Source organism: Rhodococcus sp. NPDC057297, assembly GCF_042667435.1.
Lineage (GTDB): Bacteria > Actinomycetota > Actinomycetes > Mycobacteriales > Mycobacteriaceae > Rhodococcoides.
Map to the genome: position 1 here is coordinate 531,699 of NZ_JBHUZE010000003.1, position 24,690 is coordinate 556,388.

Genomic DNA, 24,690 nt, shown 5'->3' on the forward strand with positions numbered 1-24,690 from the left:
GACGGTAGTCTTCTCGTCGGAAAGACAGATACACGGGAGTCCCGAGGTACGCGGGGCTGAGAGTGGACACGCCCGTCCTTACCGTCAATACCTGAACCGGATCATGCCGGCGCAGGGAGTGAGGGTGGTTCTCGGTGAAGTTCGAACAGTCGCAGTTCGGCAAGTCGCAGCTCGGAACGCTCGCTGTCGTCGGAGGCGGTGTCATCGGCCTGGCCGTCGCAGCCAGGGCGCAGCGCGACGGGTGGTCGGTGCAGCTCTACGACCCGAACATCGGGTCGGGCGCGTCCTGGGTGGCAGGCGGAATGCTCGCGCCGCTGTCCGAGGGATGGCCGGGCGAACACGAACTTCTGCACCTCGGAGCGCACTCGCTTGCCCGTTGGCCTGAATTCGCACACGAGCTCGGAGTCGACGTGTTCACAGCATCGGGCTCCCTGACCGTCGCACTCGACGCCGCCGACGCCCAGGACCTGCGGACCATCGCAGAATTCGTCGGCGCACACGGGCATCAGCTGGACATCCTGAACCGAGCGGAGATCCGCGAACTCGAACCATCGCTCGCGCAGAACATCCGCCTCGGGCTTCTGGCGCCGACGGAACTGGCCGTCGACAACCGCGCCCTCGTCGACGCGCTGACAGCATCCGCAGCAGGCGTCGACTTCGTTGCCGAACGGGTGACCGACCTCGACGCCCTGACCGCCGACCGAATCGTCGTCGCCGCCGGAGCGCAAGTCTCCGCCCTTCTCCCGGACATCCCTGTCCGACCCGTCAAAGGCGAAATACTCCGACTCAGACGACGACCCAGCGCGACGGCACCGCCCAGCCGGACCATCCGAGGCAGCGTCCACGGCCGCCCCATCTACCTCGTGCCACGAGGCGACGGCCTCGTCGTCGGCGCCACCCAGTACGAATCCGGCCACGACACCCAGGTCACCGTTGCCGGAGTCCGAGACCTCATCGCCGACGCCGAACGCCTGATGCCCAGCATCGGCGAATACGAACTACACGAAGCCGCCGCCGGACTGCGCCCCATGAGCCCCGACGGCCTACCGCTCATCGGCCGCATCTCCGAACGCGTCATCGTCGCCGCCGGGCACGGACGCAACGGAATCCTGCTGACACCCATCACCACAGACGCTGTCGCCGCACTACTCACCGGCGACACACTCCCCGAAGCCAAGGCTGCAGATCCAGCCCGATTCGAGACAGGAAGGCACCGATGATCACCGTCAACGGCGAAGAACACGCACTTTCCGAGGGGCTGACGATGCGTCGACTCCTCGCCGATCTGTCCATGCCGGACACGGGCATCGCCGTCGCCGTCGACGGAACAGTCCTGCCGAAGAGTCGATGGGACGCCACCACCGTCGAACCCGGCTGGACCATCGAAATCCTCACCGCGGTGCAGGGTGGCTGACGTGCTGACGATCGCGGACAGAACCTTCGAATCCCGACTCATCATGGGAACCGGAGGAGCAGCGAACCTGACCGTCCTGGAAGAGGCGCTGGTGGCGTCGGGCACCGAGCTGACCACCGTGGCCATGCGACGCGTCGATGCCGCAGGCGGCACCGGTGTCCTCGATCTACTGCGCAAGCTCGACATCGCACCCCTGCCCAACACCGCCGGTTGTCGCGGCGCCTCCGAAGCCGTTCTCACCGCACAGCTCGGACGTGAAGCGCTCGAAACCGACTGGGTGAAGCTCGAAGTCATCGCCGACGAGCGAACACTGCTGCCCGACGCCATCGAATTGGTCAAGGCCGCAGAGCAACTCGTCGACGACGGGTTCAACGTACTCCCGTACACCACCGACGACCCCGTCCTGGCACGCAGACTCGAAGACATCGGCTGCGTCGCCGTCATGCCACTCGGAGCACCGATCGGCACCGGACTCGGCATCTCCAACCCGCACAACATCGAGATGATCGTCGACGCGGCAGGCGTGCCCGTCATCCTCGACGCAGGCATCGGCACCGCGAGCGACGCAGCCTTGGCGATGGAACTCGGGTGCGACGCAGTCCTTCTCGCCACCGCCGTGACCCGCGCCAAGGATCCCGCACTGATGGCGTCGGCGATGCGGCACGCGGTGAGCGCCGGCTTCGAGGCCCGCCGCGCGGGCCGCATTCCCAAGCGTTTCTGGGCTCAGGCCAGCTCCCCTATGTGAGTGGTCATCCGAAAGGATGAGTCGAGTCGAGACTCGCGGGCGATGTGCGAGCACCCCTCGGCCTGACACAGTGGATCCCATGATTCAAGTGACGGGGTTGACGAAGCAGTACGGTGCGGTGAAGGCGGTCGATGATCTGTCTTTTTCTGTGAAGCCGGGGATTGTGACGGGGTTTCTCGGGCCTAATGGTGCGGGGAAGTCGACGACGATGCGGATGATTTTGGGTCTGGATCGTCCGACGAGTGGTCAGGCGTTGATCGAGGGTAAGCCGTATGGCGAGTTGAAGCAGCCGTTGCGGAGTGTGGGTGCGTTGTTGGATGCGAAGTGGGTGCATCCGAATCGTTCTGCGCGTGCGCATTTGGAGTGGATGGCTGCGTCGAACGGTATTCCGAGGTCTCGTGTGGACGAGGTGCTTCGGTTGGTGGGGTTGAGTGAGGTTGCGAAGAAGAATGCGGGTGGTTTTTCGCTCGGTATGTCGCAGCGGTTGGGTCTGGCGGGGGCGTTGTTGGGGGATCCGAAGGTGTTGTTGTTCGATGAGCCGGTGAATGGTCTCGATCCTGAGGGCATTGTGTGGATTCGTAAGTTCATGCAGCGTTTGGCGGCGGAGGGTCGGACGGTGTTGGTGTCGAGTCATTTGTTGTCGGAGATGGCGCAGACGGCGGAGCATCTGGTGGTGATCGGTCGGGGTCGGTTGGTGTCGGATACGTCGGTGCAGGATTTCATCGATCATGCGTCGGAGGCGTCGGTGAAGGTGCGTAGTCCTCAGTTGGATGCGTTGCGGAGTGCGTTGACGTCGGCGGGGTTGACGGTGCGTGAGCCTGCGGGGGTGGATCAGTTGCAGCCGGCGATCGTGGTGACGGATTCGTCGACCGAGGTGATCGGTGATATCGCTGCTCGGCATCAGATCGTGTTGCATGAGTTGTCCTCGCAGCGTGGGTCTTTGGAGGAGGCGTTCATGAAGCTGACGGGTGAGGATGTTCAGTATCACGGTGCGGGTGCTGATGGTGTGGATGGTCAGGGGTCGGATTACAAGGCGATGGGTGGTGCTCTCTGATGGGTGTGTTGGCTGCGGAACGTATCAAGATCACCTCGACGAAATCACCCTGGTGGTGCACATTCGCCATCATCGCCCTCGGACTGGGGCTCGCATTCGCAGTGGGACTGGCGGCCAAACTGGGTCTGCAGTCCTACAACAACCAGATCGCCGAGGGCAACAAACCCGAATTCGAGCCCTACCTACCGTCGGTCTTCGAAGTGGTCGGCAGTGGCGTCGGCGGCATGGGGCTCATGGTCCTCATGATCCTGGCTGCGCTGACGGTGACCAGCGAATACCGCTTCGGCATCATCAGAACCACGTTCCAGGCGGTCCCGAACCGCGCCGCAGTGCTGGTCGCGAAAGCGTCGCTCATCGGTGTCTTCGGTTTCGTGCTGACGTTCGTTCTCGGATTGCTGGCGTTCTACATCGGTAAGGCAGTCGCCGGACCGGATGCAGGCGCTCTGCTGAGCTTCGACATCGACGGCACGTGGCGAGCGATCTACGGAACCGCCATCCTGGCCTTCCTGCAGGTGTTCATCGCCGTCGGAGTCGGTGCTCTGCTGCGCCAGTCCGCAGGCGCCATCGCACTGCTGCTGCTCTGGCCGCTGCTGGTCGAGTCGCTGTTCGGCCTGTTCGGATCCTTCGGCCGCGCGATCCAGCCGTTCCTGCCCTTCGGAAATGCCAGCCACTTCCTCGGCGAAGCCGGAGGCGTCGACTATCACTGGGGACCGTGGGGGAGCCTGGTCTACTTCGTGATCTTCACCGCGGTCGTCTTCGGTGCAGCGCTGTTGGTCGTCAACCGTCGGGACGCGTAAGTGTAAAGTAGTACAAACCGCAAAGAACCTCCGAAGGTATTCCTTCGGAGGTTCTTCGCATCTCAGGGTAAACCCTGACGAAATCCCGCCTTCCGTCATCCGTGAGAACGACTCGAAAGAATACTTCCGAGCGATGCGGTACGAACCGGAACAGGGCAGCATTTCCGTTCATGATCGAAGTGACGGGGTTGACGAAGCAGTACGGTGCGGTGAAGGCGGTCGATGATCTGTCTTTTTCTGTGAAGCCGGGGATTGTGACGGGGTTTCTCGGGCCTAATGGTGCGGGGAAGTCGACGACGATGCGGATGATTTTGGGTCTGGATCGTCCGACGAGTGGTCAGGCGTTGATCGAGGGTAAGCCGTATGGCGAGTTGAAGCAGCCGTTGCGGAGTGTGGGTGCGTTGTTGGATGCGAAGTGGGTGCATCCGAATCGTTCTGCGCGTGCGCATTTGGAGTGGATGGCTGCGTCGAACGGTATTCCGAGGTCTCGTGTGGACGAGGTGCTTCGGTTGGTGGGGTTGAGTGAGGTTGCGAAGAAGAATGCGGGTGGTTTTTCGCTCGGTATGTCGCAGCGGTTGGGTCTGGCGGGGGCGTTGTTGGGGGATCCGAAGGTGTTGTTGTTCGATGAGCCGGTGAATGGTCTCGATCCTGAGGGCATTGTGTGGATTCGTAAGTTCATGCAGCGTTTGGCGGCGGAGGGTCGGACGGTGTTGGTGTCGAGTCATTTGTTGTCGGAGATGGCGCAGACGGCGGAGCATCTGGTGGTGATCGGTCGGGGTCGGTTGGTGTCGGATACGTCGGTGCAGGATTTCATCGATCATGCGTCGGAGGCGTCGGTGAAGGTGCGTAGTCCTCAGTTGGATGCGTTGCGGAGTGCGTTGACGTCGGCGGGGTTGACGGTGCGTGAGCCTGCGGGGGTGGATCAGTTGCAGCCGGCGATCGTGGTGACGGATTCGTCGACCGAGGTGATCGGTGATATCGCTGCTCGGCATCAGATCGTGTTGCATGAGTTGTCCTCGCAGCGTGGGTCTTTGGAGGAGGCGTTCATGAAGCTGACGGGTGAGGATGTTCAGTATCACGGTGCGGGTGCTGATGGTGTGGATGGTCAGGGGTCGGATTACAAGGCGATGGGTGGTGCTCTCTGATGGGTGTGTTGGCTGCGGAACGTATCAAGATCACCTCGACGAAATCACCCTGGTGGTGCACGATCGCGGTGATCGTACTCGGATTGGGCCTCGCGGCAGTCGTCGGATTCACCTCCAAACTCGGCCTCGAATCCTACAAAGATCAAGTGGCTCAGGGTGACACGCCGGACTACGATCCGTACCTCCCCACCGTCTACGACGCAGTCGGCAGCGGCGTCGGAGGTTTCGGAGTCATGGTCTTGATGATCCTGGCCGCCTTGACGGTCACCAGCGAATACCGCTTCGGCGTCATCCGTACGACGTTCCAGGCAATGCCCAATCGCGCATCGGTTCTCGTCGCCAAGGCATTTCTGATCGGTGTTCTGGGGCTGGTGCTGAGCTTCGTCCTCGGTCTCGGCGCGTTCTACATCGCCAAGGTGTTCGCAGGGGCCGAGGCAGGCGAACTGCTGAGCTTCGATCTCGACGGCACCTGGCGCGTCATCTACGGAACCGCGATCCTGGCCTTCCTGCAGATCGTCGTCGCCGTCGGAATCGGTGCCCTGCTGCGCCAGTCCGCAGGCGCCATCGCACTGCTGTTGCTGTGGCCGCTGGTGGTCGAGAACCTCTTCGGCTTGTTCGGATCCTTCGGCCGCGCGGTACAACCGTTCCTGCCCTGGCTCAATGCCTCTCACTTCCTCGGATCCGACGGCGGAGTCGACTTCCACTGGGGACCGTGGGGGAGCCTGGTCTACTTCGTGGTCTTCACCGCCATCGTGTTCGGCGCCGCAGTGTTCGTCACCGATCATCGAGACGCCTGACGGCCGGAGAAGCTAGGGTGCTTCCATGCCACGGAAGACCTTGCTTGCAAGTTTCGCAGTCGGCGCGCTCGTCCTGGCCGGTTGCTCCACGTCCTCGGACAACTCCGGGGCCGAGGAGCAGCCGGCCGTGTCGGTTCCGACGCCGATCTCCAGTCCCGACGGCCCAGGGCTCGCGGACGCCGTCACCGGCGACGCCGTGGTCGCTCACCTCGAGGAGCTCGAACGGATCGCGTCGGAGAACAACGGCAACCGCGCCGCCGGCACCTCCGGATACGACGCCAGCGTCGACTACGTCAGCGGAAAACTGCAGGCAGCCGGATTCGAGGTCGAGACACCGGAATTCGACTTCGACCAATTCACCGTGGACACCGAGTTGCTGACGGCCGGAGACGAGCAGATCCCGGTCGGAGCGCTCGAGTACTCACCGGCCACGCCCGAGGACGGCATCACCGCGCGGGTCGTCGCAGCTCCCGCCGACGAGTCACCCGGTTGCGAGGCAACCGATTACGACGGACTGGACGTCGGCGGCGCCATCGTCGTGGTGAACCGGGGCGTGTGCCCGTTCGCGGCGAAGCAAACCATCGCGGCGGACCTGGGCGCCGTGGCGGTCGTCGTCGTCAACAATGTTCCCGGGCCGGTGGACAACGGCACTCTCGGTGGTAAGGAAGACGCGAGGATTCCGACGGGCGGCGTCTCGCAGGAGGACGGCGCGGCCGTCGCGTCGGCGCCGGAACTGACGCTCACACTGGACACGGTCACCACAACGACCAAGAGTCGCAACATCATCGCGCAGACCTCGACGGGAGACACCTCGAACGTCGTGGTCGCGGGCGCCCACCTGGACAGCGTCGAGGATGGCCCAGGCATCAACGACAACGGAAGTGGCACCGCGGCCGTGTTGGAATCCGCACTGCAACTCGGCAGTGAACCGGAGGTGACCAACGCCGTACGCTTCACGTTCTGGGGCGCGGAAGAGAACGGTCTCGTCGGATCGACCGCCTACGTTGACGGGCTGAGCGACGAGGACAAGGCGAACATCGCGTTGTATCTCAACTTCGACATGATCGGATCGCACAATGCCGGGTACCTCGCCTACGACGGAGACGACTCCGACAAAGTCGGTGAACCCGCGGGACCGGCGGGCTCCGACGCCATCGAGCGCGTATTCGTGGATTACCTCGGTGGTGAGGGCATAGCGGTCGACGGAACCGATTTCGACGGCCGGTCCGACTACGGCCCGTTCATCGCCGCCGGTATCCCGGCAGGCGGCGTGTTCAGCGGCGCAGACGACGAGAAAACACCCGAACAGGCAGAGAAGTGGGGCGGCACGGCAGGGGAGACGTACGACGAGAATTACCACACGGCCGAGGACACGCTGGCGAACATCGACCGCGAAGCGCTGGCGAAGAACGCGTCGGCGATCGGCTTCGGAATCGGAACGTACGCGCAGTCGGTCGAGGGACCGAACGGCGTTCCTGTCGGTGACGCACGCACCCAGGCGCGTTCGGGCCAGTGACCCACGAACCGGGGACCTTCGGGCTGAGGAGTGTCTGTAACCCTCGGTTACGCTTCGTGTCGTGAAACTGTCGTCGATGGTCGGCTGGGTGCAGGATGTCAACCGCAGCCCAGGGATCGTCGACGTGGTGCGGAGGTTCCGGCGTGTTCTGCCGGGCGACCCTACGTTCGGTGATCCGCTGTCCCTGGCAGGTGAAGGCTCGGCACTCGCCGTGGCCCGTGTCGCCGACAAGTTCCGTGGTGATGAGCCGGGTGCCACCCGTGAAATCGGTCTCGGAGCGCTGCAGGTGTGGCAGGCAGTGCTCGAGCGGACCGGCCGCGGCCGGGGTGAACGCGACGTGACCATCGTCTTCACCGATCTGGTGGGGTTCTCGTCGTGGTCCCTCGTCGCAGGCGACACCGCAACTCTGACGCTGCTGAGGAAGGTATCCCAGGCAGTCGAGCCGGCCGTCGCCGCGGGCGGTGGACACGTCGTCAAGAGGCTGGGCGACGGCATAATGGCGGTCTTCTACCGGCCGGACCAGGCGCTCGAAGCGGTGGTCGCGGCACGAACGGCGCTCTCGGACGTCGACGTCGACGGATACACACCGACCATGAGAGTCGGCATTCACACCGGAAACCCTCGGCAGATCGGATCCGACTGGCTCGGCGTCGACGTCACCATCGCCGCCCGTGTCATGCAGACCGGCGGTAACGGCAACCTGATGATCTCCAGGAACGCGTTCGACGCAATACACCCCGACACGGTCGACGCACTCGGATTGGCTCCGCGGCCCTACCGTCGCGGATTCTTCGCCCCCAAACTCACCGGCGTACCCGAGGACCTGAAGATTCTCCGGCTGGTACCCCAGCGCTGACCGGGATTCGGCGCCCTACGAATTCTGGACGTGGAGTCGCCACAGCGGAGAGACGGGCCCGTGGCCTGCGCCCAGGTCGTACGACGCTGCGAGGCACTCGGTGACCCAGTCCTTGCCGAACTCGACCGCATCCGGCACCGAATATCCGTTGGCGAGCGCGCTGGCGATGGCGGCAGCCAAGGTGTCTCCACCTCCGTGATCGTTGCCCGTGTCGATTCGCGGCCGGGAGAACTCGGTGAAGGTATCGCCGTCGAACAGGATGTCCGTGCTGGTCGTCGACGTGCGTAGGTGACCGCCCTTCACGATCGCCCACCCCGCGCCCAACGCATGGAGAGCCTCGGCCGCACGGCGGGCGGTGGCGTCGTCGATCACGTCGATACCGGTGATGAGGCGAATCTCGTCGAGATTGGGAGTGACAACCGTCGCGATCGGGATCAGAACGTTCCGGATGGCGTCCAGCGCCTCCGCGTGCAGAAGCGGATCACCGTGCATCGACGCGCACACCGGATCGACGACGAGCGGAATCGTGCCGTTCTTTCCGATGCCGACCTCGGTGCATACGTCGGTGACCGCCTCGATGATGGCTGTCGACGCGAGCATGCCGGTCTTGGCGGCGCTGATTCCGATGTCGCCGACGACGGTGCGGACCTGGTCGGCGACGACGGCCGGGGGGATCTCGTGGAAGCCGCTGACGCCGACGGTGTTCTGCACGGTTACCGCGGCCACGGCGACACAGGCGTGTACGCCGCACATCGCCATGGTGCGGCTGTCCGCCTGAATGCCCGCACCGCCGCCGGAATCGGTCCCAGCAATGGTCAGAGCGCGAACAGGCGTGGAGCCGTTGGGGGTCAGCGGTAGGAACTTCACATCGCGACAGTACCGGCACGGCTCGTGTGGAGGACGCCGGGTTTTACCGCACCTTCGGGAGATGCACGATAGTGCATGAATGTTGTTGCATCACAACGGCGATGGAAACTCTGTATGACCGATACCAGGGTCTGTGTTGCATGGAGGTTGCATACCTACGGAACCGAAGGTTTGTTGCTACAAACGGGTGACAAGCTATCTCATCGCATGTTTAATAGTGGTGCACGTCACATGTAATTGCTTCACTGCACATCCCGGAAATGTAAAGGAGGTGACCCATGCTTGCCAGTACTCCCAGTGCTGATGTCTCCATCAACACCGACCAGAATCGTTTCGAGTTGCGGCTCAACGGTGATCTGGTGGGAATTGTCGGCTATTTCGAAGTCGAGAACACGCAGAAGCGCGGCGCCCGTACGCACGTCGTGTCGTTCATGCACACCGTCGTCACCGAGGACTTCGGCCATCAGGGCCTCGCGGCTATCCTCGTTCGCCGATCCCTCGACAGTGCGCGCTCGTATGGATGGAAGGTGAAGCCGGTGTGTACGTACGTACAGCGGTTCCTCGCCGCCAATCCGGATTACTCCGACGTGGTCGTTCCACTCTGAGTCTTCCGGTAACGGTCCGGGTTCGGCGCGACGTCGAATTGCTATCCAAGTAGCCGACTGTCCCTTGTGAAGGGCCGACCTCCGCTCTACTCGGGGGATGGATCACACGTCGAGCACGCTGGCAGCGTCGGTTCGCATAGTGGACAACGCCGAGCATCACCGATTCGACCTCTTCGTCGGGGACGATCTCATCGGCATCCTGGGATATCGCCAGTCGGGAAGTGACGCCTCCGTGGCGTTCATGCACACGGTCGTCACGGAAGATTTCGGTGACCGCGGCTGGGCGGGGGTGCTTGTCAGGGGTGCACTCAACACCGCACGCGACCGGGGCTGGTCCATTCGTCCGGTGTGCACCTACGTCCAGCGCTATCTGGCCCGGAACCCGGAATTCCTCGATCTCGTCGCACCGGACTGAGAGAGCGGTGCTCTTGTTTTCTTCGTACCCCTCGTGAATACTCACTTCAGAACGAGAGCACCGCTCTCGCATCCTGAGGGAGAGCACGCATGCGATCGACTGTCGGGCTTCTGGTCGCCACGGGCGTCCTGTTCGCGATCTATCCGATACTGAGGCCCTACTCCTCCGAGGCAGGGCAGGCCGGCGCCGACGCGTTCGCGTCCGGACTGTGGGTAGCGGCGCACGTCAGCGCGATGCTCGGCTTCATCACGCTCGCTCTCGCCGTACGCACGATGAACGTCGGCGCCGTCGCCGAAGTAACGACGTGGGTCGGTGTCGGACTGACACTGCCGTACTACGGCGCCGAGACGTTCGCGCTCCACGTGCTGGGATCCGACGCGCGGAACACCGGCGATGTTCGGCTGATCGACCTCGCCGAACCCATCCGCTACGGCCCGACACAGACGGTGATGTTCGGTGCCGGACTGATTCTCGTGACCGTCGGCACCGTTGCGGTTGCACGGTGCCTGCCTGGCTGGCAGTCCGCGCTGTTCGCGTCGGGATTCGTCCTGTTCCTTCCGCAGTTCTTCGCGCCGCCGTGGCTACGTGTTGCGCACGGGCTGCTCGTTCTCGCCGGCGCAGCAGCGCTGGCGGTGTACTTCGCTGCGGGCCGTGATCGTCAGGAAATATCGACGACGACGGGCGCGTGATCGCTGGCGCCCTTGCCCTTGCGCTCCTCACGATCGATCGAAGCGCCCGTCACCCGGGACGCAAGAGCCGGGGAAGCCAGAGCCATGTCGATACGAAGTCCCTGCTTCTTCGGGAAGCGAAGCTGCGTGTAGTCCCAGTAGGTGAACGTCCGCGGCTCGGGCGTGAACTGCCGAGTCACCTCGGTGAATCCGACCTCCGCGAACGACTCGAACGCATCCCGCTCCGGCTGCGACGTGTGGGTCTTGCCCTCGAACAACGCCGGATCCCAGACATCGTCGTCGGTAGGCGCGATGTTCCAATCCCCGACGAGCGCGATCTGCGCGTCCGGGTCCGCCGACACCCAGGCCTGAGCGTCGGCCCGCAGCTTGGCGAGCCACTCGAGCTTGTACGTGTAGTGCGGATCCGCCAGCTCGCGTCCGTTGGGTACGTACAGGCTCCACACACGAACCCCGTCGCACGTGGCTCCGATGGCCCGCGCCTCGCGTACCGCCTCGACCTCAGGGTCCTTGCTGAACCCGGGCTGATCCTCGAAGCCGATCCGTACGTCGTCCAACCCGACCCGCGACAGCAATGCAACACCGTTCCATTGGCTGAGGCCGACATGGGCGACCTCGTACCCGATCTCGGTGAATCGCTCGTACGGAAACTGCGCGTCCTTGCACTTGGTTTCCTGCATTGCCAGCACATCGACGTCGGATCGTTGGAGCCAGTCCACGATCCGATCCTGACGAGAGCGGACGGAGTTCACATTCCACGTAGCCAATCGCACGGCGATCAGACTAACGGGTGCCCACTCACACAGGGTCGGCGTAGCGATAACGATGATGGTCGGTGAAGCCGAGGCCCTCGTACATCGCCACGGCGCCTGTATTGGCCGCCGACACCTGTAGGTACGCGTGCGTCGCACCCTGCGTGCGACCCCAGGCGACCAGCTCGCCGCACACTCTCGTCCCCAGGCCGTGACGACGATGCACTTCCGCGACCTCGATGGCCGTTAGTCCGACCCAGCGTCGACCGTCGGGGGCGTCCGTCACCGCTGCGCGCCCGATCGCGAGCATCTCGCTGGACGCCGAGCCGATTCGGCCGAACGCCGCCACACCGTCACGCACCGACGAAATGACCTCGAGCGCACCGTCGGGCAGGGGTTGTCCGCGGTAGCGGTACAGGCCGAGCCAGTCTGCGTCCGGCACGTCGGAGAAGACCGACAGGGTTTCGGTGGGCAGCTCCAGCCTGGAGATGTCCGCGGCCATGACCTGTGTTTCGTCCCGCGTCACCCACCCGGCGGGCGGTGAACCGAGCCGGTCGGGGAGGAGCAACACTGCAGGCAGGCCTCGCTCGGAGAACCATCGGACGATGTCGTCGAGGGACGCAAGACCGGCCGACGGCTCCAACGGCAACGCGGAGTTCGCCCGGCCGGTGAACCCGTGCCCGGCGCGCAGGAGCCACCCGTCGATCCAGGCCTGTTCGACGCCGGGCCAGCCGTCCGCGGCCGCACGTTCCAGCGACCGAATCTCCGACGTGCGAATCGGACGCGGGCCGAGCTCCTTCAGCGCGACGACACGATCGGGCGCGACTCTCACTTCGCGACCGTCCGCGGACTGCACCGCGACCACCGACCGGCTGTGCTCGATCAGTTCGCCGATGACGTCCGTCATCGGGTGGCTGTGGCCGGGTGGCAGCCGGTAGCGCAGCATGACCCGCGGTCCCACCGCGTCAGTCCTCGTGGCCGAACGGATCTTCGACGGTGCCGGGGACCCAGGACAGGCCCGGCTTGCCCCAACCAGCGCGTTTGATCGCCTTCTTCGCGGCACGCGCATTGCGGCCGATGAGGACGTCGACGTACAGGAAACCGTCGAGATGCCCAACCTCGTGCTGCAGCATGCGAGCGAAGAAACCCGTTCCTTCGATGTCGACGGGCTCGCCCGCGGCGTCGGTGCCCGTGACGCGTGCCCAGTCCGCACGTCCGGTGGGGTACTGCTCGCCGGGAACCGAGAGACAGCCTTCGTCGTCGTCCTCGGGATCCGGCATCGTCTCGGGGATCTCGGACGTCTCCAGGACGGGGTTGATCACCTCGCCGCGGCGACGGACGACTTTGCCGTCCTCGCCCTCGTCGGGGCAGTCGTAGATGAAGAGCCGAAGGGGTTCGCCGACCTGATTGGCGGCGAGTCCGACGCCGTTGGCGGCGGCGAGCGTGTCGTACATGTTCGCGATAAGGTCGGCGAGTTCGGCGGGCGTCTCGGTGACGGGCCGGGTGGGGGTGTGCAGTACCGGGTCGCCGACGATCCGGATCGGGAGAATTGCCATGGTCGACAAGAATACTGGCGTGAAGCCCCTCGCCGTGCACACGGTGAGGGGGCGCGACTCGCCGCACGTCCTGCGAGCTGTGCCCAAGCACTGCGCACCGTGGTTCAATAACTACCGAAACACACGTGTGTAATTTCGTGCCGACTGCCCGCCCCTCGGGTGCGTCGACGCGGGTCTGGGGCTCGTGGCAAAAGGTGGGGACCGGCATGACGGCACAGGACAGCATCACGGCACAGGATCGGGATCCGGCGACACGGATCCGCGAAGTCGAGGAGTGAGATGGACGGCGCAGCAGCGCGTGACTCGAACCAGTCTCAGCAACCGGGAAACACGGGGGACATCAACGAGGTCGGAGCAGACGGCCTGACCCGTCGTGAACACGACATCCTGTCCTTCGAGCGCCAGTGGTGGAAGTACGCAGGCGCAAAGGAAGAAGCCATCAAGGAACTCTTCTCGATGTCCGCGACTCGCTACTACCAGGTGTTGAACGCACTCGTCGACCGCCCGGAATCACTGGCAGCCGATCCGATGCTGGTGAAGCGTCTGCGCAGGCTCCGTGCGAGCCGTCAGAAGGCAAGGGCTGCGAGGCGACTCGGCTTCGAGGTCTAGCCGTCAACTAGTGTCTTCCAGTGTGAGCAGTCCCAACCCGGAATCGTCCGGCCCTCCGCTCCGCGCCTTGGCAATGGTTCTCATTTCGCTTGCGATTCTGTTCGCGGCGATCGGTGCACTGTCGTTGACCGGTTCCGGAGACAGTGAAGAAGCGGCCGCCCCCGAGGCCACCAGCGAAGTCGCGGAAGCGACCTCCCCGGCAGCTCAGGCACCGGCCCCGACCACCAGCGCCCCGACGACGTCCGTCGCACCGGCCGAGGTCGAGGTCCGCGTGCTGAACAACAGCGACGTATCCGGCCTGGCAGCCACGACGGCGGATACGCTCACCGCCCAGGGCTGGACGATCGCCGAAACGGGCAACTACGCCCAGACCCAGGTCGCCGCGACCACGGTGTACTACGGAGACGCCTCCGGCGCGGAGGCCGCGGCGCAGGAGATAGCCCAGCAATTGGGCGCCACCGCCGAAGCCATGCCGGCCACACTGACCGGCTTCGGAGACAGCGTCGTCGTGATGGTCACTCAGTAGAAGCATGGCCTGCCCGGTGACGACCGGACTACACCCGACCGGACTACTGCCGACTGGACTACTACCGGGGATAGTTATGATCTACGCAACGCCCAGCCTGTCCGACGAAGGAGCATTTTCCATGGCATCGACCAGCACAGCCCGATCCCGGACGATCAGGTCGTGGCGCATCGCTACTCCCGTCGTCGCTGTCGCCGCATTCGGACTGGTCGCGTGTACGGCCCCGGAAACCCCGTCCGACGTAGCGGGCACGACGCCTCCCGTCTGGACCGGCCACGAAGATCCGTCCGGTCACGGCGTCGCCGCCGACAGCCCCGAGGGCACCGTCGAAGCCGAGTTCGAGAACGCAGCAGGCACCACCGTCGGCACCGTCTCGTTCGTCGAAGAAGGCGACCACCTCGTCGTCACCGTCGAAGCAGAAGGCCTCACCCCCGGATTCCACGGTCTGCACATCCACACCGCAGGCCTCTGCGAGCCCAACTCCGTGGCACCCGCAGGCGGCGAGCCCGGCAACTTCCTGTCCGCCGGAGGGCACCTGCAGGTCGACGGCCGCACCGAACACCCGGCCAGCGGTGACCTGACGTCGCTGCAGGTCGGCGAAGACGGAACAGCGATGCTCGTGACGACCACCGACGCCGTCACCATGGACGACCTCCGCGCCGACGGCGGACGCGCCGTCATCATCCACGAGGGCCCGGACAACTTCGCCAACATCCCGCCGCGCTACACCCTGCCCGACGGCGCAGCCGTTCCCGACATGAATACCCTCATGACCGGCGACGCGGGTGGCCGCGCCGCCTGCGCGGTCCTGGAATAAGCGGTTCCCGCACACATGCCGGGCCGCCCCACCCACTCCGCAGGCTCCGCTCCTGCTGCATCGGGTCACTCCGCAGGCTCCGCTCCCGCTGCATCGGGTCACTCCGCAGGCTCCGCTCCCGCCATAGCGTTCAATTCCTCCCCGCGCCCGACCCTCGGCGTGGAGTGGGAGATCGCGTTGGTGGACAAGGATTCGCTGGATCTCGTCAACTCGGCCGCCGAGGTCATGGACGGCGTGACCGAGCTGGCGGGCGCGGAAACCCCGCGGGTGACGAAAGAGCTGCTGCGCAACACCGTCGAGCTCGTCACCGGAGTGTGCGAGAACGTCGGTGAAGCGATGGACGACCTGGGCGAGTCGCTCGACCTGGTGAGGCGCGCCGCGGCCCCGCTGAACATCGACCTGTTCAGTGCAGGCACTCACCCCTTCGCGGAATGGTCGACGCAGGTGCTCACCAGCACCCCCAGCTACGACGAGTTGATCGCCCGCACACAGTGGTGGGGCAGGCAGATGCTCATCTGGGGCGTGCACGTCCACGTCGGCGTGTCCTCTCCGGACAAAGTTTTTCCCATTCTCAACTCGCTTCTGCTGCAGTACCCGCACCTGCTTGCACTGTCCGCGTCGTCGCCTATCTGGTCCGGCAACGACACCGGATACGCCAGCAACCGCGCACTGATGTTCCAGCAGCTCCCGACCGCAGGCCTGCCGTTTCAGTTCGAGGACTGGAGTCAGTTCGAAGGCTTCGTCCGAGACCAGATGAAGACCGGCGTCATCGAACAGCTCGGCGGAATGCACTGGGACATCAGGCCGGCTCCGAAGTGGGGAACCATCGAGGTGCGGGTCTGCGACGGCGCATCCACCAAGCGTGAGCTCGCCGCGCTCGTGGCGTTGACACATTGCCTGATCGTCGACCTCGACCAGCGCCTCGAAGCAGGGGAGACGCTGCCGAGCATGCCCCCGTGGCATGTTCAGGAAAACAAATGGCGCGCAGCTAGGTACGGGCTCGACGCCGAGATCATCCTCGACGCGGACAGCAACGAACGCCTCGTCACGGACGACCTGAACGATCTTCTGGAACGCCTCGCGCCTACTGCGGTGCGGCTCGGATGCGCCGACGAGTTGGCCTCGGTTGCCGACATTCCCCGGCGGGGCGCGTCGTATCAACGCCAACGCAAGGTGGCGTTGGACTCCGATGGAAATCTCCGCACAGTGGTGCAGTCGCTGGTCGACGAGCTGCGCCGGTGATCGACCTTCGATCGTGACCTTCTGCATGTAATTCTCTGTTCATGCTCCGTTTACTATGAACGACGTGCTTCAGGGGGATGAGCGAACTTCACACGTCGAAAGAGCGGCGCCGGGCGCGTTACGCATCTACGGTGTGGGCGCCGTCGTCGTTCTGATTTTCCTCGCATCGCTGCAGGCGGTCGCGTTGTGGAAGGGTTTCCCGGGTCCGCTCCCGAGCATCTGGAACGACGTCGTCGGTACTCCCAAATCCATGGCCGTGCCGTGGGGCGGTCTGGCGTTGGCCCTCGTCGGAGTGCGCATGCCGATTCGACTGTGGGCACTCGGAATCGCCGTACTGATCGACGCAGTGGGCGCGCTCGCTCGGTTGGAAGCCGGGCATCCGTTCGCCGTCGGCAACGGAGCCGTGATCGCGCTGGCCGGACTGGCGGTGTTCACGATCTGGCGCCGCGACGTCGGAGGCATCCGAGCAGTGTGTCTCGGCGGACTTCTCATCCTCGCCACCAAGGGCGGGGACGCATGGTTGCAGATCACCACCATCGTCCGGCCCTACGTCCTGGACGAGTACGCGCAACTCGCCGACCATGCGCTCGGCAACCCGTCGTGGATCGTCGGAAGCTGGCTCGATGCGCTCGGTCCGGTCGTCTTCGCGGTCCTGCATTGGGTCTACATCCAGCTTCCGGTCGCCGCGATCGCCATCGCGATCTACCAACTCCGTGGCGTCTCGCGCACCGGGCTGTGGCCGTCGCACTACCTCGTCAGAACGTTTCTCCTCATCGGCCTCGTCGGACCCGTCTTCTACGTACTCTTCCCCGTCGTCGGCCCGGTTTTCGCGTTCGGTTCTGCCGGCGACGGGTTCCAGCTCGGAAACTACTGGCCGACGCTGGTGCCGTTCGATGCCTCGCCGTCGGCGATCGGTTTCGACGAACTCACTCCGCGCAACTGCATGCCGTCGCTACACACAGCCTGGGCGCTGAGCTTGTTCATCCACTCCAGGCGCGGGCCGTGGTGGCTCCGATGGGGTGGCACGGTCTGGTTGGTGTGCACCCTGGCCGCCACGCTCGGCTTCGGATACCACTACGGCGTCGACCTGGTCGCAGGCGTCGTACTGTGCCTGACCCTCGAGTCGGTACTGCGCAACCCCGAGCGCGGCCTGAAGGATCCCGCTCGGATCCGGATGATCGCATACGGCGCTGCGACGATGGTGGCGTTGTTGCTCTGCTACCGCTACCTCGCCGTCCCCATGGGCACGTACCCGGAGCTGTTCGGGCCGCTGATCCTGATCGCGATGGGATCGGTGATCGGGATGTTCTACACGACGTTCTTCGCGAACAGCGAGGTCAGCGATCGTCCCCTTCGTTCGTCTCCATCTCGTTGACGATCAGCAGTCCGTCGCGCCCACGCTGCTCGCGGTAGGCGACGCGACCGACGGTGTGTGCGATGACCGGTGCCGTCACCAGGGTGAACACCCCGACGAGTACGAGCATCCAGATGTCGACGTTGCCTCGCAGTTGGATCACGGCGCCCGCCAGGACCAGCAGAAGGCCGACGACCTGAGGCTTCGTCGCGGCGTGCATGCGTGACAGCGTGTCCGGGAAGCGCACGATCCCGACGGCCGCGGTGAACGCAAGAGTGGCGCCGAGCAGAATCAGAATGCCCGAGATTACTTCCAATACCGTGTTCATTCGTCCCTCACCCTGAACCTCGCGACACTGACGGATCCGATGAAACTCACCAGCGACAGGGCGACGATCGCGGGCACGATCGTGGTGTCGGCGCTGTAGACAGCCCACACCGCCAGCCCGCACATCGACACCGCGAGGATGGTATCCATGGCGACGAGGCGGTCGAGTGTGCTCGGCCCGTCGAGTAGACGGTAGGCGGTCACGACGGCTGCAGCGACGAGAAGGATGCCCGAAACAGCAAGTACGACAGTCACTTCCACTCACCCTTTCGTTCGTCGTCGGTCTTCTTGTCGTCCCGGAAAGTGCCGTCCATACCCGGTGCCGGCGTGATGTCGTCGCCCAGGACTCCGTGGTATCGCTCGTATTCCTGGAAGTGAAGCGGACTCGGCTTCCAGTCCGAATCACGTTCGAACGCGGCGATGAACAGTTTCTCCAGGTGGCGTACGTAGGCGTAGAAGGAATCGACTGCCTTCTGGCTGCCCATGTCCAGCACGTGTACGTAGAGCAGGCGCCTGGTCTGGTCGATCTCCAGAACCATGGTTCCCGGAACGAGATTCATGGCGTCGACGAACAGTGTGAGAACCAGATCGGACTTGATGGCGATACGGCACCGGAGAACACCGGTGACCGGCGGAGCTTTGGGGCGCACCGCAAGCCAGGCGACGTTCACCGAGGACTCGGCGGCGTAGTAGAAGAACCAATAGGTCAGTTTCAGCAACGACCACAGGTGAATTCGACCCTCGACGGGTACCTTCGGCAACGGAAGCAGGATCATGATGCCGAGGCCCACGACGATTCCGCCCAGTACGTTGGCCGCACTGACGTTGCCCCACAACAACACCCACACGGCAGTGAGCCAGCCGAGGATCCACAGGCGCAGAAGGACGAAGCGATTGAGATATTTCATCGTCCAGCCTCTTCTCCGGCGACCTGGTCCATGGATTTGTCTCCGAGGAACTCCGCACCGCGCACGGCGTCGATGTAGACCGACCGATCACGAAGATCGGCGGCGGCACGGTCGCTGATGTCGATGATGCGGCCGGCGAAGACGGTCAACGCCAACCCGACGGCGACGAGCCCGACCGTCGGAATGAGCATGAAGGCAGGCATCCGGCCCACGTCCTCGCGGTCGGCGAGCTGGATGTCACTGGAATCGTCCAGCAGAGCCGACGGGCTGTTGTCCGCGAGGTCACCCTCGGGGGCATCGGCACGAGCACGCCAGAACGCCTTCGTCCACACGCGAGCCATCACGTACAGCGTCAGCAAGCTGGTGATGGTGCCGCCTGCGACGAGGATCCACGCGAGGACACTGCCCTCGGCGCTACCGGCCTGCAACAGCGCCACCTTGCCGATGAAGCCCGAGAACGGAGGAATTCCACCGAGATTCAGTGCAGGTACGAGGAAGATGATCGCCAGTACGGGGCTTGCCGCGGCGAGACCGCCGAGACGGCGCAGCGAGGACGACCCGGCCTGGCGCTCGATCAGACCGACGACCAGGAACAGCGTCGTTTGCACGATGATGTGGTGCGCGACGTAGTAGATCGCTCCCGACAATCCGGACTGCGTGGACAGAGCGACACCGAACACCATGTACCCGATGTGGCTGACGAGAGTGAACGACAGCAGTCGTTTGATGTCGCTCTGCGCGATGGAACCGAAGATGCCGACGAGCATCGTGAGCAGACCACACACGAGCAGTACGTTGTCCAGGCCCCCGTCGGGGAACAGCAGCGTGTGCGCGCGGATGATCGCGTACACACCGACCTTGGTGAGCAGACCGGCGAACACCGCGGTGACCGGGGCCGGTGCGGTGGGGTAGGAGTCCGGAAGCCACGTGGACAGCGGGAACACGGCGGCCTTGATACCGAATGCGACGAGCAGAACCGCGAAGATCGCCGTCCTGGTGCCCGACGGTACGTCGTCGAGGCGCGTGGCGATGTGAGCCAGATTCAACGTGCCGGTCGCACCGTAGACCAGCGCGATACCGAACAGGAAGATCAGCGACGAGACCATCGACACCATGACGTAGGAGACACCTGCACGCACCCGGTCCGCGCTTGCTCCCAGAGTCAGCAGCACGAACGACGCGGCGAGCAGAACCTCGAATCCGACGAACAGATTGAACAAGTCGCCGGCGAGGAACGCGTTGCACACGCCCGCGCTCAGAGCCAGATACGTCGGAAGAAAAATCGAGACGGGCTGGTTCTCGTTTCCGTCGCGAATACCCTGACCGATCGAGTACACCATGACCGCCAGCAACACGATCGCGCTGACCAGCAGCATCAGCGCGGACAGACGGTCGACGACGAGTGAGATACCGATCGGTGAGTCCCACCCGCCGACCTGTAGTGCGAACGTTCCGTCGCGGTCGGCCAGGTACAGCAGGAATGCGGATACGACGACGATCGACGTCAGAGCGACCATCGTGATGAGGCGCTGTGCCCGTGGCCTCCTGCCTGCGACGAGTGTCAACGCCGCAGCGAACAGGGGGATCAGGACGGGTAGGGGCGTGAGAGCGCTGATGGTGCTTGCGGGGATGCTCATTCGGAGCCTCCCTTCTTGCGCTTCTTGGCGCTGGGTTTGGATGTGTCCTTCACTGCGCTGTCGATGCCGTCGAGGCCCTTCAAGTCCGGTTCGTCGTCGTCGTCGAAGTCACCTTCGTGCAGGTCCTCGTAGCACCCGAGGTCCTCGATGTTCTTGAGGTCCTCGATGGGAATCGGGTTGCCCTGGCTGTCGAAGGCGTCGCCACTGAAACTCGGCTCGCCGGTGACCGGGTCGTCGGACCGGTCGCGGTCCGGCATGTCGGCCATGGACCGGCGCTTGGAGACCTTGGTGTCCTCCGGGTCGTTCTCGACGTCGTCCTTGGTGTTGAGCGTGAACGAGCGGTACGCGAGTGCCAGCACGAACGCCGCGATACCCATCGTGATGACGATGGCGGTCAGAATCATGGCCTGCGCCAACGGATCCGCCATGGTCTCGTGAATCGACGTCGTTCGGCCGACGATCGGGGGATTGCCCGTCGGTCCACCGACGGTCAGCAGCAGAATGTTGATTCCGTTGCCGAACAACAGGAGTCCGAGCAGCATCTTCGTGATCGAGCGTTCCAGGAGTAGGTACACCCCCGTCGCGACGAGGATGCCGACGACTATCAGCATGCCGAGGTTCGCGGTCATCGGGCCTTCACCTGGCTCTGCATCTCCACCTGTGCGTCGAGACGTGCGCCGAGACTTCGGAGAACGTCGAGTACGAGACCGACCACGATGAGGTAGACACCGAGGTCGAAGAACAACGCGGTGACCAACTTGATGTCACCGAGTATCGGCAGGGTCACCTCGAGCGTCGCCGACGACAACGCCGGGGCGCCGAGGAACATCGACGCGATCGCGGTGCCCGACGCGAGGATCAGGCCGAGACCGAGGATCTTGCCCGCGTCGATAGGAACGGCTTCGCCGAGCTCGTATCGACCGCCTGCCAGGTACCTCAGCACCAGCGCGAGTCCCGCGGTCAGTCCGCCGGCGAAACCACCGCCCGGAGCGTTGTGTCCGGAGAAGAAGAAGTACACCGACAGCACCATGATCGTCGGGAAGATCAGACGAGTCGTGACTTCGAGGATGAGCGACCGATGCCGCGGGTCGATCAGGTCTCCGCCCAGCAACCACGTCGTGTCGGTGCCGGACGGGCTGTCGGAATCCGTTGCAGGCGCATCCGAGACGCGAGGTGCGCTCCCGAAGCGTCGGTTACGGAAGACCAGCGATGCGACGCCGGTGGCTGCTACGAGCAGCACCGAGATCTCGCCGAGGGTGTCCCACGCGCGAATGTCCACCAGGAGCACGTTGACGATGTTCTTGCCGTCACCCAACAGGTACGCCGCGTCCGGAAGCTGCAGTGAGATGGGGGCGGTACTGCGCGCGTTCATCGCGAATGCACCGAGGACTGTGACCGTCGCGCCGACGGCGATCGCGAGGGCTGCGCGTGGCAACCGCGAGCCGGCTGCGCCTCGGTCGTCGACCTCGGCAGGTAGCTTCCGCAGCACGAGAACGAAGACCACCAATGTCAGCGTTTCCACCAGGAACTGAGTCAATGCCAGATCCGGTGCGCCGTGCACAGCGAAGATCACACCGCAGCCGTAGCCGGTAAGCCCGACGAGGATGACGCTGGCCAGGCGGTTACGCATCACCGTCGCACCGAGCGCTCCGGAGATCATGATGAGCGAGATGATGACCTGAAGTGGTGTGTCGAACAGGACGAAGTCCAGTCCGGGTTCGCGGCCGAACGCCAGTACGGCCATCGGAAGCAGCACCAGCGTCAGCAGGATCGTTCCCTGGGTGAGCGGCAGCGATCCTCGCTGGGTGGTGCCGGTCAGGCGGAGCGAGATGGTGTCCATCGACTTGAGCACCGCGTCGTAGACCCGGTCCGCGTTGCCGAGTGGTGGATGCTCGAACTTGAGGCGGTTGACCATGCGGTGCGCGATGAAGAGACCGACACCGCCGGTGACGACGACGACCGTCAACCCGAGTGGCAGGTTGACGCCGTGCCACAGGGCCAGGTGGTAGGGCGCCTGGCCGTAGGAATCGACGGTGCTCGCGTACGGGCTGACGATGGCGTCGACGACGGGCGAGAAGATGCCTGCGGCCGCACCCAGAAGTGCGAGGAACGCCGGTGCTGCGAGGAACAGCGCCGTCGGCTCGTGCATGTTCTTCACCGCGGGGCTCGGTCGCTTGAGTTGCTTGCGCCCGAACGCTCCCCACACGAACCTGATGCTGTAGGTGACGGTCAGAATGGACCCGACGACCATGCCCGCCACGACGATCCAGGCCACGGCAGGATTGAGGGTCGGGGTGTCGATGACCGCCGACAGTGCAGTTTCCTTGCCGACGAACCCGAGGAACGGGGGCAGGCCCGCCATGCTCGCCGCGGCGAGTGCGGCGATGGCACCCAACAGCGGTGCCTTCTTGCCCAGGTGTGCGAGCTTGCGGATGTCGCGCGTGTGCGTCGTGTGGTCGATGATGCCGACCACCATGAACAGTGCGGCCTTGAACATCGCGTGGGCGATGACCATGGTCAGACCGGCAAGCATCGCCTTCTCGGAGCCGATGCCCACCAGGACCATCAGGAAGCCGAGCTGACTGACCGTGCCGAACGCGAGGATCAGCTTGAGGTCGAACGCGCGCAGTGCACGCCACCCCGCCAGAATCATCGACAACAGACCGAGGGTGATGACCGTCGCACGCCAGGGGCCGGAATCGGCGAAGCCCGGGGCGAGGCGCGCGACGAGGTAGATGCCTGCCTTCACCATCGCCGCCGCGTGCAGATACCCACTGACGGGTGTCGGTGCGGCCATCGCGCCCGGAAGCCAGAAGTGCAGCGGCACGATCGCGGACTTCGACAGCGCACCGATCAGGATCAGCACGATTGCAACGCCGGCAAGCCACCCCGACGGGGCGTCGGCGACCACGTCGGACAGGTTGTAACTGCCCGCCACCTGACCGAGGACGATGATTCCGACGAGCATCGCGAGGCCGCCCGCGGTGGTGACCAACAGAGCCTGGGTGGCGGCGCGTCTCGAGGACGCGCGCTCGGCGTAGTGCCCGACGAGCAGGAACGACAGGACGGTCGTGATTTCCCAGAAGATGTAGAGCACCAGCATGTTGTCGGCAGTGATGAGCCCGAACATCGCACCGGCGAACGCGACCATTTCGGCGGCGAAGATGCCGAGTCGTGGTTCGTCGTCCTCGAAGTAGCGGGCGCAGTAGACGAGGATCAGCGCACCGATACCGAGCACGAGCAGCGACATGATTGCGGCCAGTGAATCGAACCGCATGTCCAGGTCCATCGACAGGCCGGGGACCCACTCGATGTTCAGAGACTGTTCGGTGTTCCAATTGGCGAACACCCATACCAGGCTGACGAGTGGCACCAGTGCAAGCGGAAAGAATGCGTTACGGCCCCACCAGCGGACCAACAAGGGCGCGAACACGGCCGCAACCGTGTGCGCGAGCAAAATAGCGAGCAAAAACGTACTCCGTCGTCTCGGGTCGCGTCATCCTGGCGCGGATCACGCGGTGGTCGTGGGGCGGCGTCGAGTAGGCGAACAAACGGAAAATATGCTCGCGAGCCGTGTGCTCGGCCGGCGAGTATAAGTTCACTCCATCCTACTTTGCGTGGTCGACGCGCTGCCATTCGGTACTGTTTGCACCTTTTCGTTGACTTGGAGGCGTTTGCATTCTACTGTAATCAACAGATCGGTTGATAAAGGAAGTGGTTGACAATGGGCGCTCGACCCGGTGACGACGATCGACTCGACGATGCCTTCATGGCCCTCGCCGACCCGGTCCGTCGAGCACTCGTCGCCCGTCTCAGTCGCGGCCCGCAGACGGTCAACGATCTCGCCGAGCCGTTCGAGATCAGCAAGCAAGCGGTGTCCAGGCACATCCAGGTCCTCGAGAATGCGGGTCTGGTGACGCGGACCCGAGACGCACAGCGTCGGCCGGTCCATCTGAACCCCGACCGGCTCGAACAGCTCACCGCATGGATCGACAGGTACCGCATCGTCCACGAACAGCAGTTCCGAAAGCTCGACCAGCTGCTCGCAGAGTGAGTGGAGCCTGC

At 64.3% G+C, this 24,690-nt stretch carries 28 protein-coding genes and 1 riboswitch; of the genes, 18 read left to right on the forward strand and 10 right to left on the reverse strand.

Annotated elements, in window-relative coordinates:
* Positions 1 to 22 precede the first annotated feature (22 nt).
* Positions 23 to 135, forward strand: a riboswitch (TPP riboswitch).
* The 9 genes from thiO to ACFULT_RS12545 all read left to right on the forward strand — a co-directional run bounded on the left by thiO (position 135) and on the right by ACFULT_RS12545 (position 8,324).
* On the forward strand, positions 135 to 1,220 hold the full coding sequence (thiO, locus tag ACFULT_RS12505; protein ID WP_378481610.1) for a glycine oxidase ThiO: 1,086 nt from the start codon (positions 135 to 137) through the stop codon (positions 1,218 to 1,220). (Overlaps the previous riboswitch by 1 nt.)
* Positions 1,217 to 1,414 carry a sulfur carrier protein ThiS gene (thiS, locus tag ACFULT_RS12510; RefSeq protein ID WP_019663278.1) on the forward strand — a complete coding sequence of 66 codons (198 nt, stop codon included), beginning with the start codon at positions 1,217 to 1,219 and terminating at the stop codon, positions 1,412 to 1,414. The genes thiO and thiS overlap by 4 nt, the downstream gene beginning before the upstream one ends.
* Positions 1,407 to 2,159 (forward strand): thiazole synthase, encoded by a 753-nt coding sequence (locus tag ACFULT_RS12515; RefSeq protein ID WP_094720684.1) that lies wholly within the window; start codon positions 1,407 to 1,409, stop codon positions 2,157 to 2,159. The genes thiS and ACFULT_RS12515 overlap by 8 nt, the downstream gene beginning before the upstream one ends.
* Before the next feature lie 79 nt (positions 2,160 to 2,238).
* Positions 2,239 to 3,213: an ABC transporter ATP-binding protein gene (locus ACFULT_RS12520; RefSeq protein ID WP_094653382.1), complete on the forward strand. Its 975-nt coding sequence runs from the start codon at positions 2,239 to 2,241 to the stop codon at positions 3,211 to 3,213.
* A complete protein-coding gene (locus tag ACFULT_RS12525; protein WP_037112662.1) occupies positions 3,213 to 4,010 on the forward strand; it encodes an ABC transporter permease in 798 nt (265 codons plus the stop codon). The genes ACFULT_RS12520 and ACFULT_RS12525 overlap by 1 nt, the downstream gene beginning before the upstream one ends.
* 170 nt (positions 4,011 to 4,180) lie before the next feature.
* Positions 4,181 to 5,155, forward strand: coding sequence for an ABC transporter ATP-binding protein (locus ACFULT_RS12530; protein ID WP_094653383.1), 975 nt, complete (start codon positions 4,181 to 4,183; stop codon positions 5,153 to 5,155).
* The gene (locus ACFULT_RS12535) at positions 5,155 to 5,952 is read left to right on the forward strand and encodes an ABC transporter permease (RefSeq protein WP_378481611.1); all 798 of its coding nucleotides are present in this window, start codon (positions 5,155 to 5,157) and stop codon (positions 5,950 to 5,952) included. Before ACFULT_RS12530 ends, ACFULT_RS12535 begins: the two co-directional genes overlap by 1 nt.
* A 25-nt stretch (positions 5,953 to 5,977) precedes the next feature.
* On the forward strand, positions 5,978 to 7,468 hold the full coding sequence (locus ACFULT_RS12540) for a M28 family peptidase (RefSeq protein ID WP_378481612.1): 1,491 nt from the start codon (positions 5,978 to 5,980) through the stop codon (positions 7,466 to 7,468).
* A gap of 76 nt (positions 7,469 to 7,544) precedes the next feature.
* A complete protein-coding gene (locus tag ACFULT_RS12545) occupies positions 7,545 to 8,324 on the forward strand; it encodes an adenylate/guanylate cyclase domain-containing protein (RefSeq protein ID WP_378481687.1) in 780 nt (259 codons plus the stop codon).
* A gap of 15 nt (positions 8,325 to 8,339) precedes the next feature.
* Here the strand turns inward: ACFULT_RS12545 and thiD are convergent, their stop codons facing one another.
* Positions 8,340 to 9,191, reverse strand: coding sequence for a bifunctional hydroxymethylpyrimidine kinase/phosphomethylpyrimidine kinase (gene thiD / locus ACFULT_RS12550; protein WP_378481613.1), 852 nt, complete (start codon positions 9,189 to 9,191; stop codon positions 8,340 to 8,342).
* Positions 9,192 to 9,469: 278 nt separating this feature from the next.
* Between thiD and ACFULT_RS12555 the strand changes: the two genes are divergently transcribed.
* The 3 genes from ACFULT_RS12555 (at position 9,470) to ACFULT_RS12565 (ending at position 10,900) form a co-directional block, all read left to right on the forward strand.
* Positions 9,470 to 9,796 carry a GNAT family N-acetyltransferase gene (locus ACFULT_RS12555; RefSeq protein ID WP_019666650.1) on the forward strand — a complete coding sequence of 109 codons (327 nt, stop codon included), beginning with the start codon at positions 9,470 to 9,472 and terminating at the stop codon, positions 9,794 to 9,796.
* Positions 9,797 to 9,893: 97 nt separating this feature from the next.
* Positions 9,894 to 10,211, forward strand: coding sequence for a GNAT family N-acetyltransferase (locus ACFULT_RS12560; protein WP_037107527.1), 318 nt, complete (start codon positions 9,894 to 9,896; stop codon positions 10,209 to 10,211).
* A gap of 89 nt (positions 10,212 to 10,300) precedes the next feature.
* A complete protein-coding gene (locus ACFULT_RS12565; RefSeq protein WP_378481614.1) occupies positions 10,301 to 10,900 on the forward strand; it encodes a hypothetical protein in 600 nt (199 codons plus the stop codon).
* On the opposite strand, the gene ACFULT_RS12570 is transcribed toward ACFULT_RS12565, so the two are convergent.
* The 3 genes from ACFULT_RS12570 to ACFULT_RS12580 are packed head-to-tail and all read right to left on the reverse strand — an operon-like array spanning position 10,870 to position 13,205.
* Entirely contained in the window at positions 10,870 to 11,670 is an 801-nt protein-coding gene (locus tag ACFULT_RS12570; protein ID WP_378481615.1) for an exodeoxyribonuclease III, read from the reverse strand. The two genes, ACFULT_RS12565 and ACFULT_RS12570, sit on opposite strands and share 31 nt — an antisense overlap.
* Positions 11,671 to 11,695: 25 nt before the next feature.
* Positions 11,696 to 12,595 (reverse strand): GNAT family N-acetyltransferase, encoded by a 900-nt coding sequence (locus ACFULT_RS12575; RefSeq protein WP_378481688.1) that lies wholly within the window; start codon positions 12,593 to 12,595, stop codon positions 11,696 to 11,698.
* A 19-nt stretch (positions 12,596 to 12,614) separates the two neighbouring features.
* Entirely contained in the window at positions 12,615 to 13,205 is a 591-nt protein-coding gene (locus tag ACFULT_RS12580; RefSeq protein WP_019666645.1) for a peptide deformylase, read from the reverse strand.
* A 279-nt stretch (positions 13,206 to 13,484) separates the two neighbouring features.
* Here ACFULT_RS12580 and ACFULT_RS12585 point away from each other — a divergent pair, with 279 nt between their 5' ends.
* The 5 genes from ACFULT_RS12585 (at position 13,485) to ACFULT_RS12605 (ending at position 17,774) form a co-directional block, all read left to right on the forward strand.
* Positions 13,485 to 13,814 (forward strand): DUF3263 domain-containing protein, encoded by a 330-nt coding sequence (locus tag ACFULT_RS12585; protein ID WP_019666644.1) that lies wholly within the window; start codon positions 13,485 to 13,487, stop codon positions 13,812 to 13,814.
* A 73-nt stretch (positions 13,815 to 13,887) separates the two neighbouring features.
* Complete coding sequence (locus tag ACFULT_RS12590) at positions 13,888 to 14,340, forward strand: LytR C-terminal domain-containing protein (RefSeq protein ID WP_037107520.1); 453 nt, start codon at positions 13,888 to 13,890, stop codon at positions 14,338 to 14,340.
* A gap of 121 nt (positions 14,341 to 14,461) precedes the next feature.
* Positions 14,462 to 15,157 (forward strand): superoxide dismutase family protein, encoded by a 696-nt coding sequence (locus tag ACFULT_RS12595; protein WP_170945245.1) that lies wholly within the window; start codon positions 14,462 to 14,464, stop codon positions 15,155 to 15,157.
* A 15-nt stretch (positions 15,158 to 15,172) separates the two neighbouring features.
* The gene (locus tag ACFULT_RS12600; RefSeq protein ID WP_378481616.1) at positions 15,173 to 16,399 is read left to right on the forward strand and encodes a glutamate--cysteine ligase; all 1,227 of its coding nucleotides are present in this window, start codon (positions 15,173 to 15,175) and stop codon (positions 16,397 to 16,399) included.
* Positions 16,400 to 16,454: 55 nt separating this feature from the next.
* The gene (locus tag ACFULT_RS12605; protein ID WP_378481617.1) at positions 16,455 to 17,774 is read left to right on the forward strand and encodes a phosphatase PAP2 family protein; all 1,320 of its coding nucleotides are present in this window, start codon (positions 16,455 to 16,457) and stop codon (positions 17,772 to 17,774) included.
* Here the strand turns inward: ACFULT_RS12605 and mnhG are convergent.
* The 6 genes from mnhG to ACFULT_RS12635 are packed head-to-tail and all read right to left on the reverse strand — an operon-like array spanning position 17,737 to position 24,094.
* On the reverse strand, positions 17,737 to 18,081 hold the full coding sequence (gene mnhG, locus ACFULT_RS12610) for a monovalent cation/H(+) antiporter subunit G (protein ID WP_037110818.1): 345 nt from the start codon (positions 18,079 to 18,081) through the stop codon (positions 17,737 to 17,739). The genes ACFULT_RS12605 and mnhG overlap by 38 nt on opposite strands.
* On the reverse strand, positions 18,078 to 18,335 hold the full coding sequence (locus ACFULT_RS12615) for a monovalent cation/H+ antiporter complex subunit F (protein WP_037110819.1): 258 nt from the start codon (positions 18,333 to 18,335) through the stop codon (positions 18,078 to 18,080). Before ACFULT_RS12615 ends, mnhG begins: the two co-directional genes overlap by 4 nt.
* Positions 18,332 to 18,988, reverse strand: a complete 657-nt coding sequence (locus tag ACFULT_RS12620) for a Na+/H+ antiporter subunit E (RefSeq protein WP_378481618.1) — start codon at positions 18,986 to 18,988, stop codon at positions 18,332 to 18,334. Before ACFULT_RS12620 ends, ACFULT_RS12615 begins: the two co-directional genes overlap by 4 nt.
* The gene (locus tag ACFULT_RS12625; protein ID WP_037110821.1) at positions 18,985 to 20,625 is read right to left on the reverse strand and encodes a Na+/H+ antiporter subunit D; all 1,641 of its coding nucleotides are present in this window, start codon (positions 20,623 to 20,625) and stop codon (positions 18,985 to 18,987) included. Before ACFULT_RS12625 ends, ACFULT_RS12620 begins: the two co-directional genes overlap by 4 nt.
* Entirely contained in the window at positions 20,622 to 21,254 is a 633-nt protein-coding gene (locus ACFULT_RS12630) for a Na(+)/H(+) antiporter subunit C (RefSeq protein ID WP_378481619.1), read from the reverse strand. The genes ACFULT_RS12625 and ACFULT_RS12630 overlap by 4 nt, the downstream gene beginning before the upstream one ends.
* Positions 21,251 to 24,094 (reverse strand): Na+/H+ antiporter subunit A, encoded by a 2,844-nt coding sequence (locus ACFULT_RS12635; RefSeq protein ID WP_170945247.1) that lies wholly within the window; start codon positions 24,092 to 24,094, stop codon positions 21,251 to 21,253. Before ACFULT_RS12635 ends, ACFULT_RS12630 begins: the two co-directional genes overlap by 4 nt.
* A gap of 255 nt (positions 24,095 to 24,349) precedes the next feature.
* On the opposite strand from ACFULT_RS12635, the gene ACFULT_RS12640 reads away from it, so the two are divergent.
* Entirely contained in the window at positions 24,350 to 24,679 is a 330-nt protein-coding gene (locus ACFULT_RS12640; protein ID WP_037113953.1) for a helix-turn-helix transcriptional regulator, read from the forward strand.
* Positions 24,680 to 24,690 lie beyond the last annotated feature (11 nt).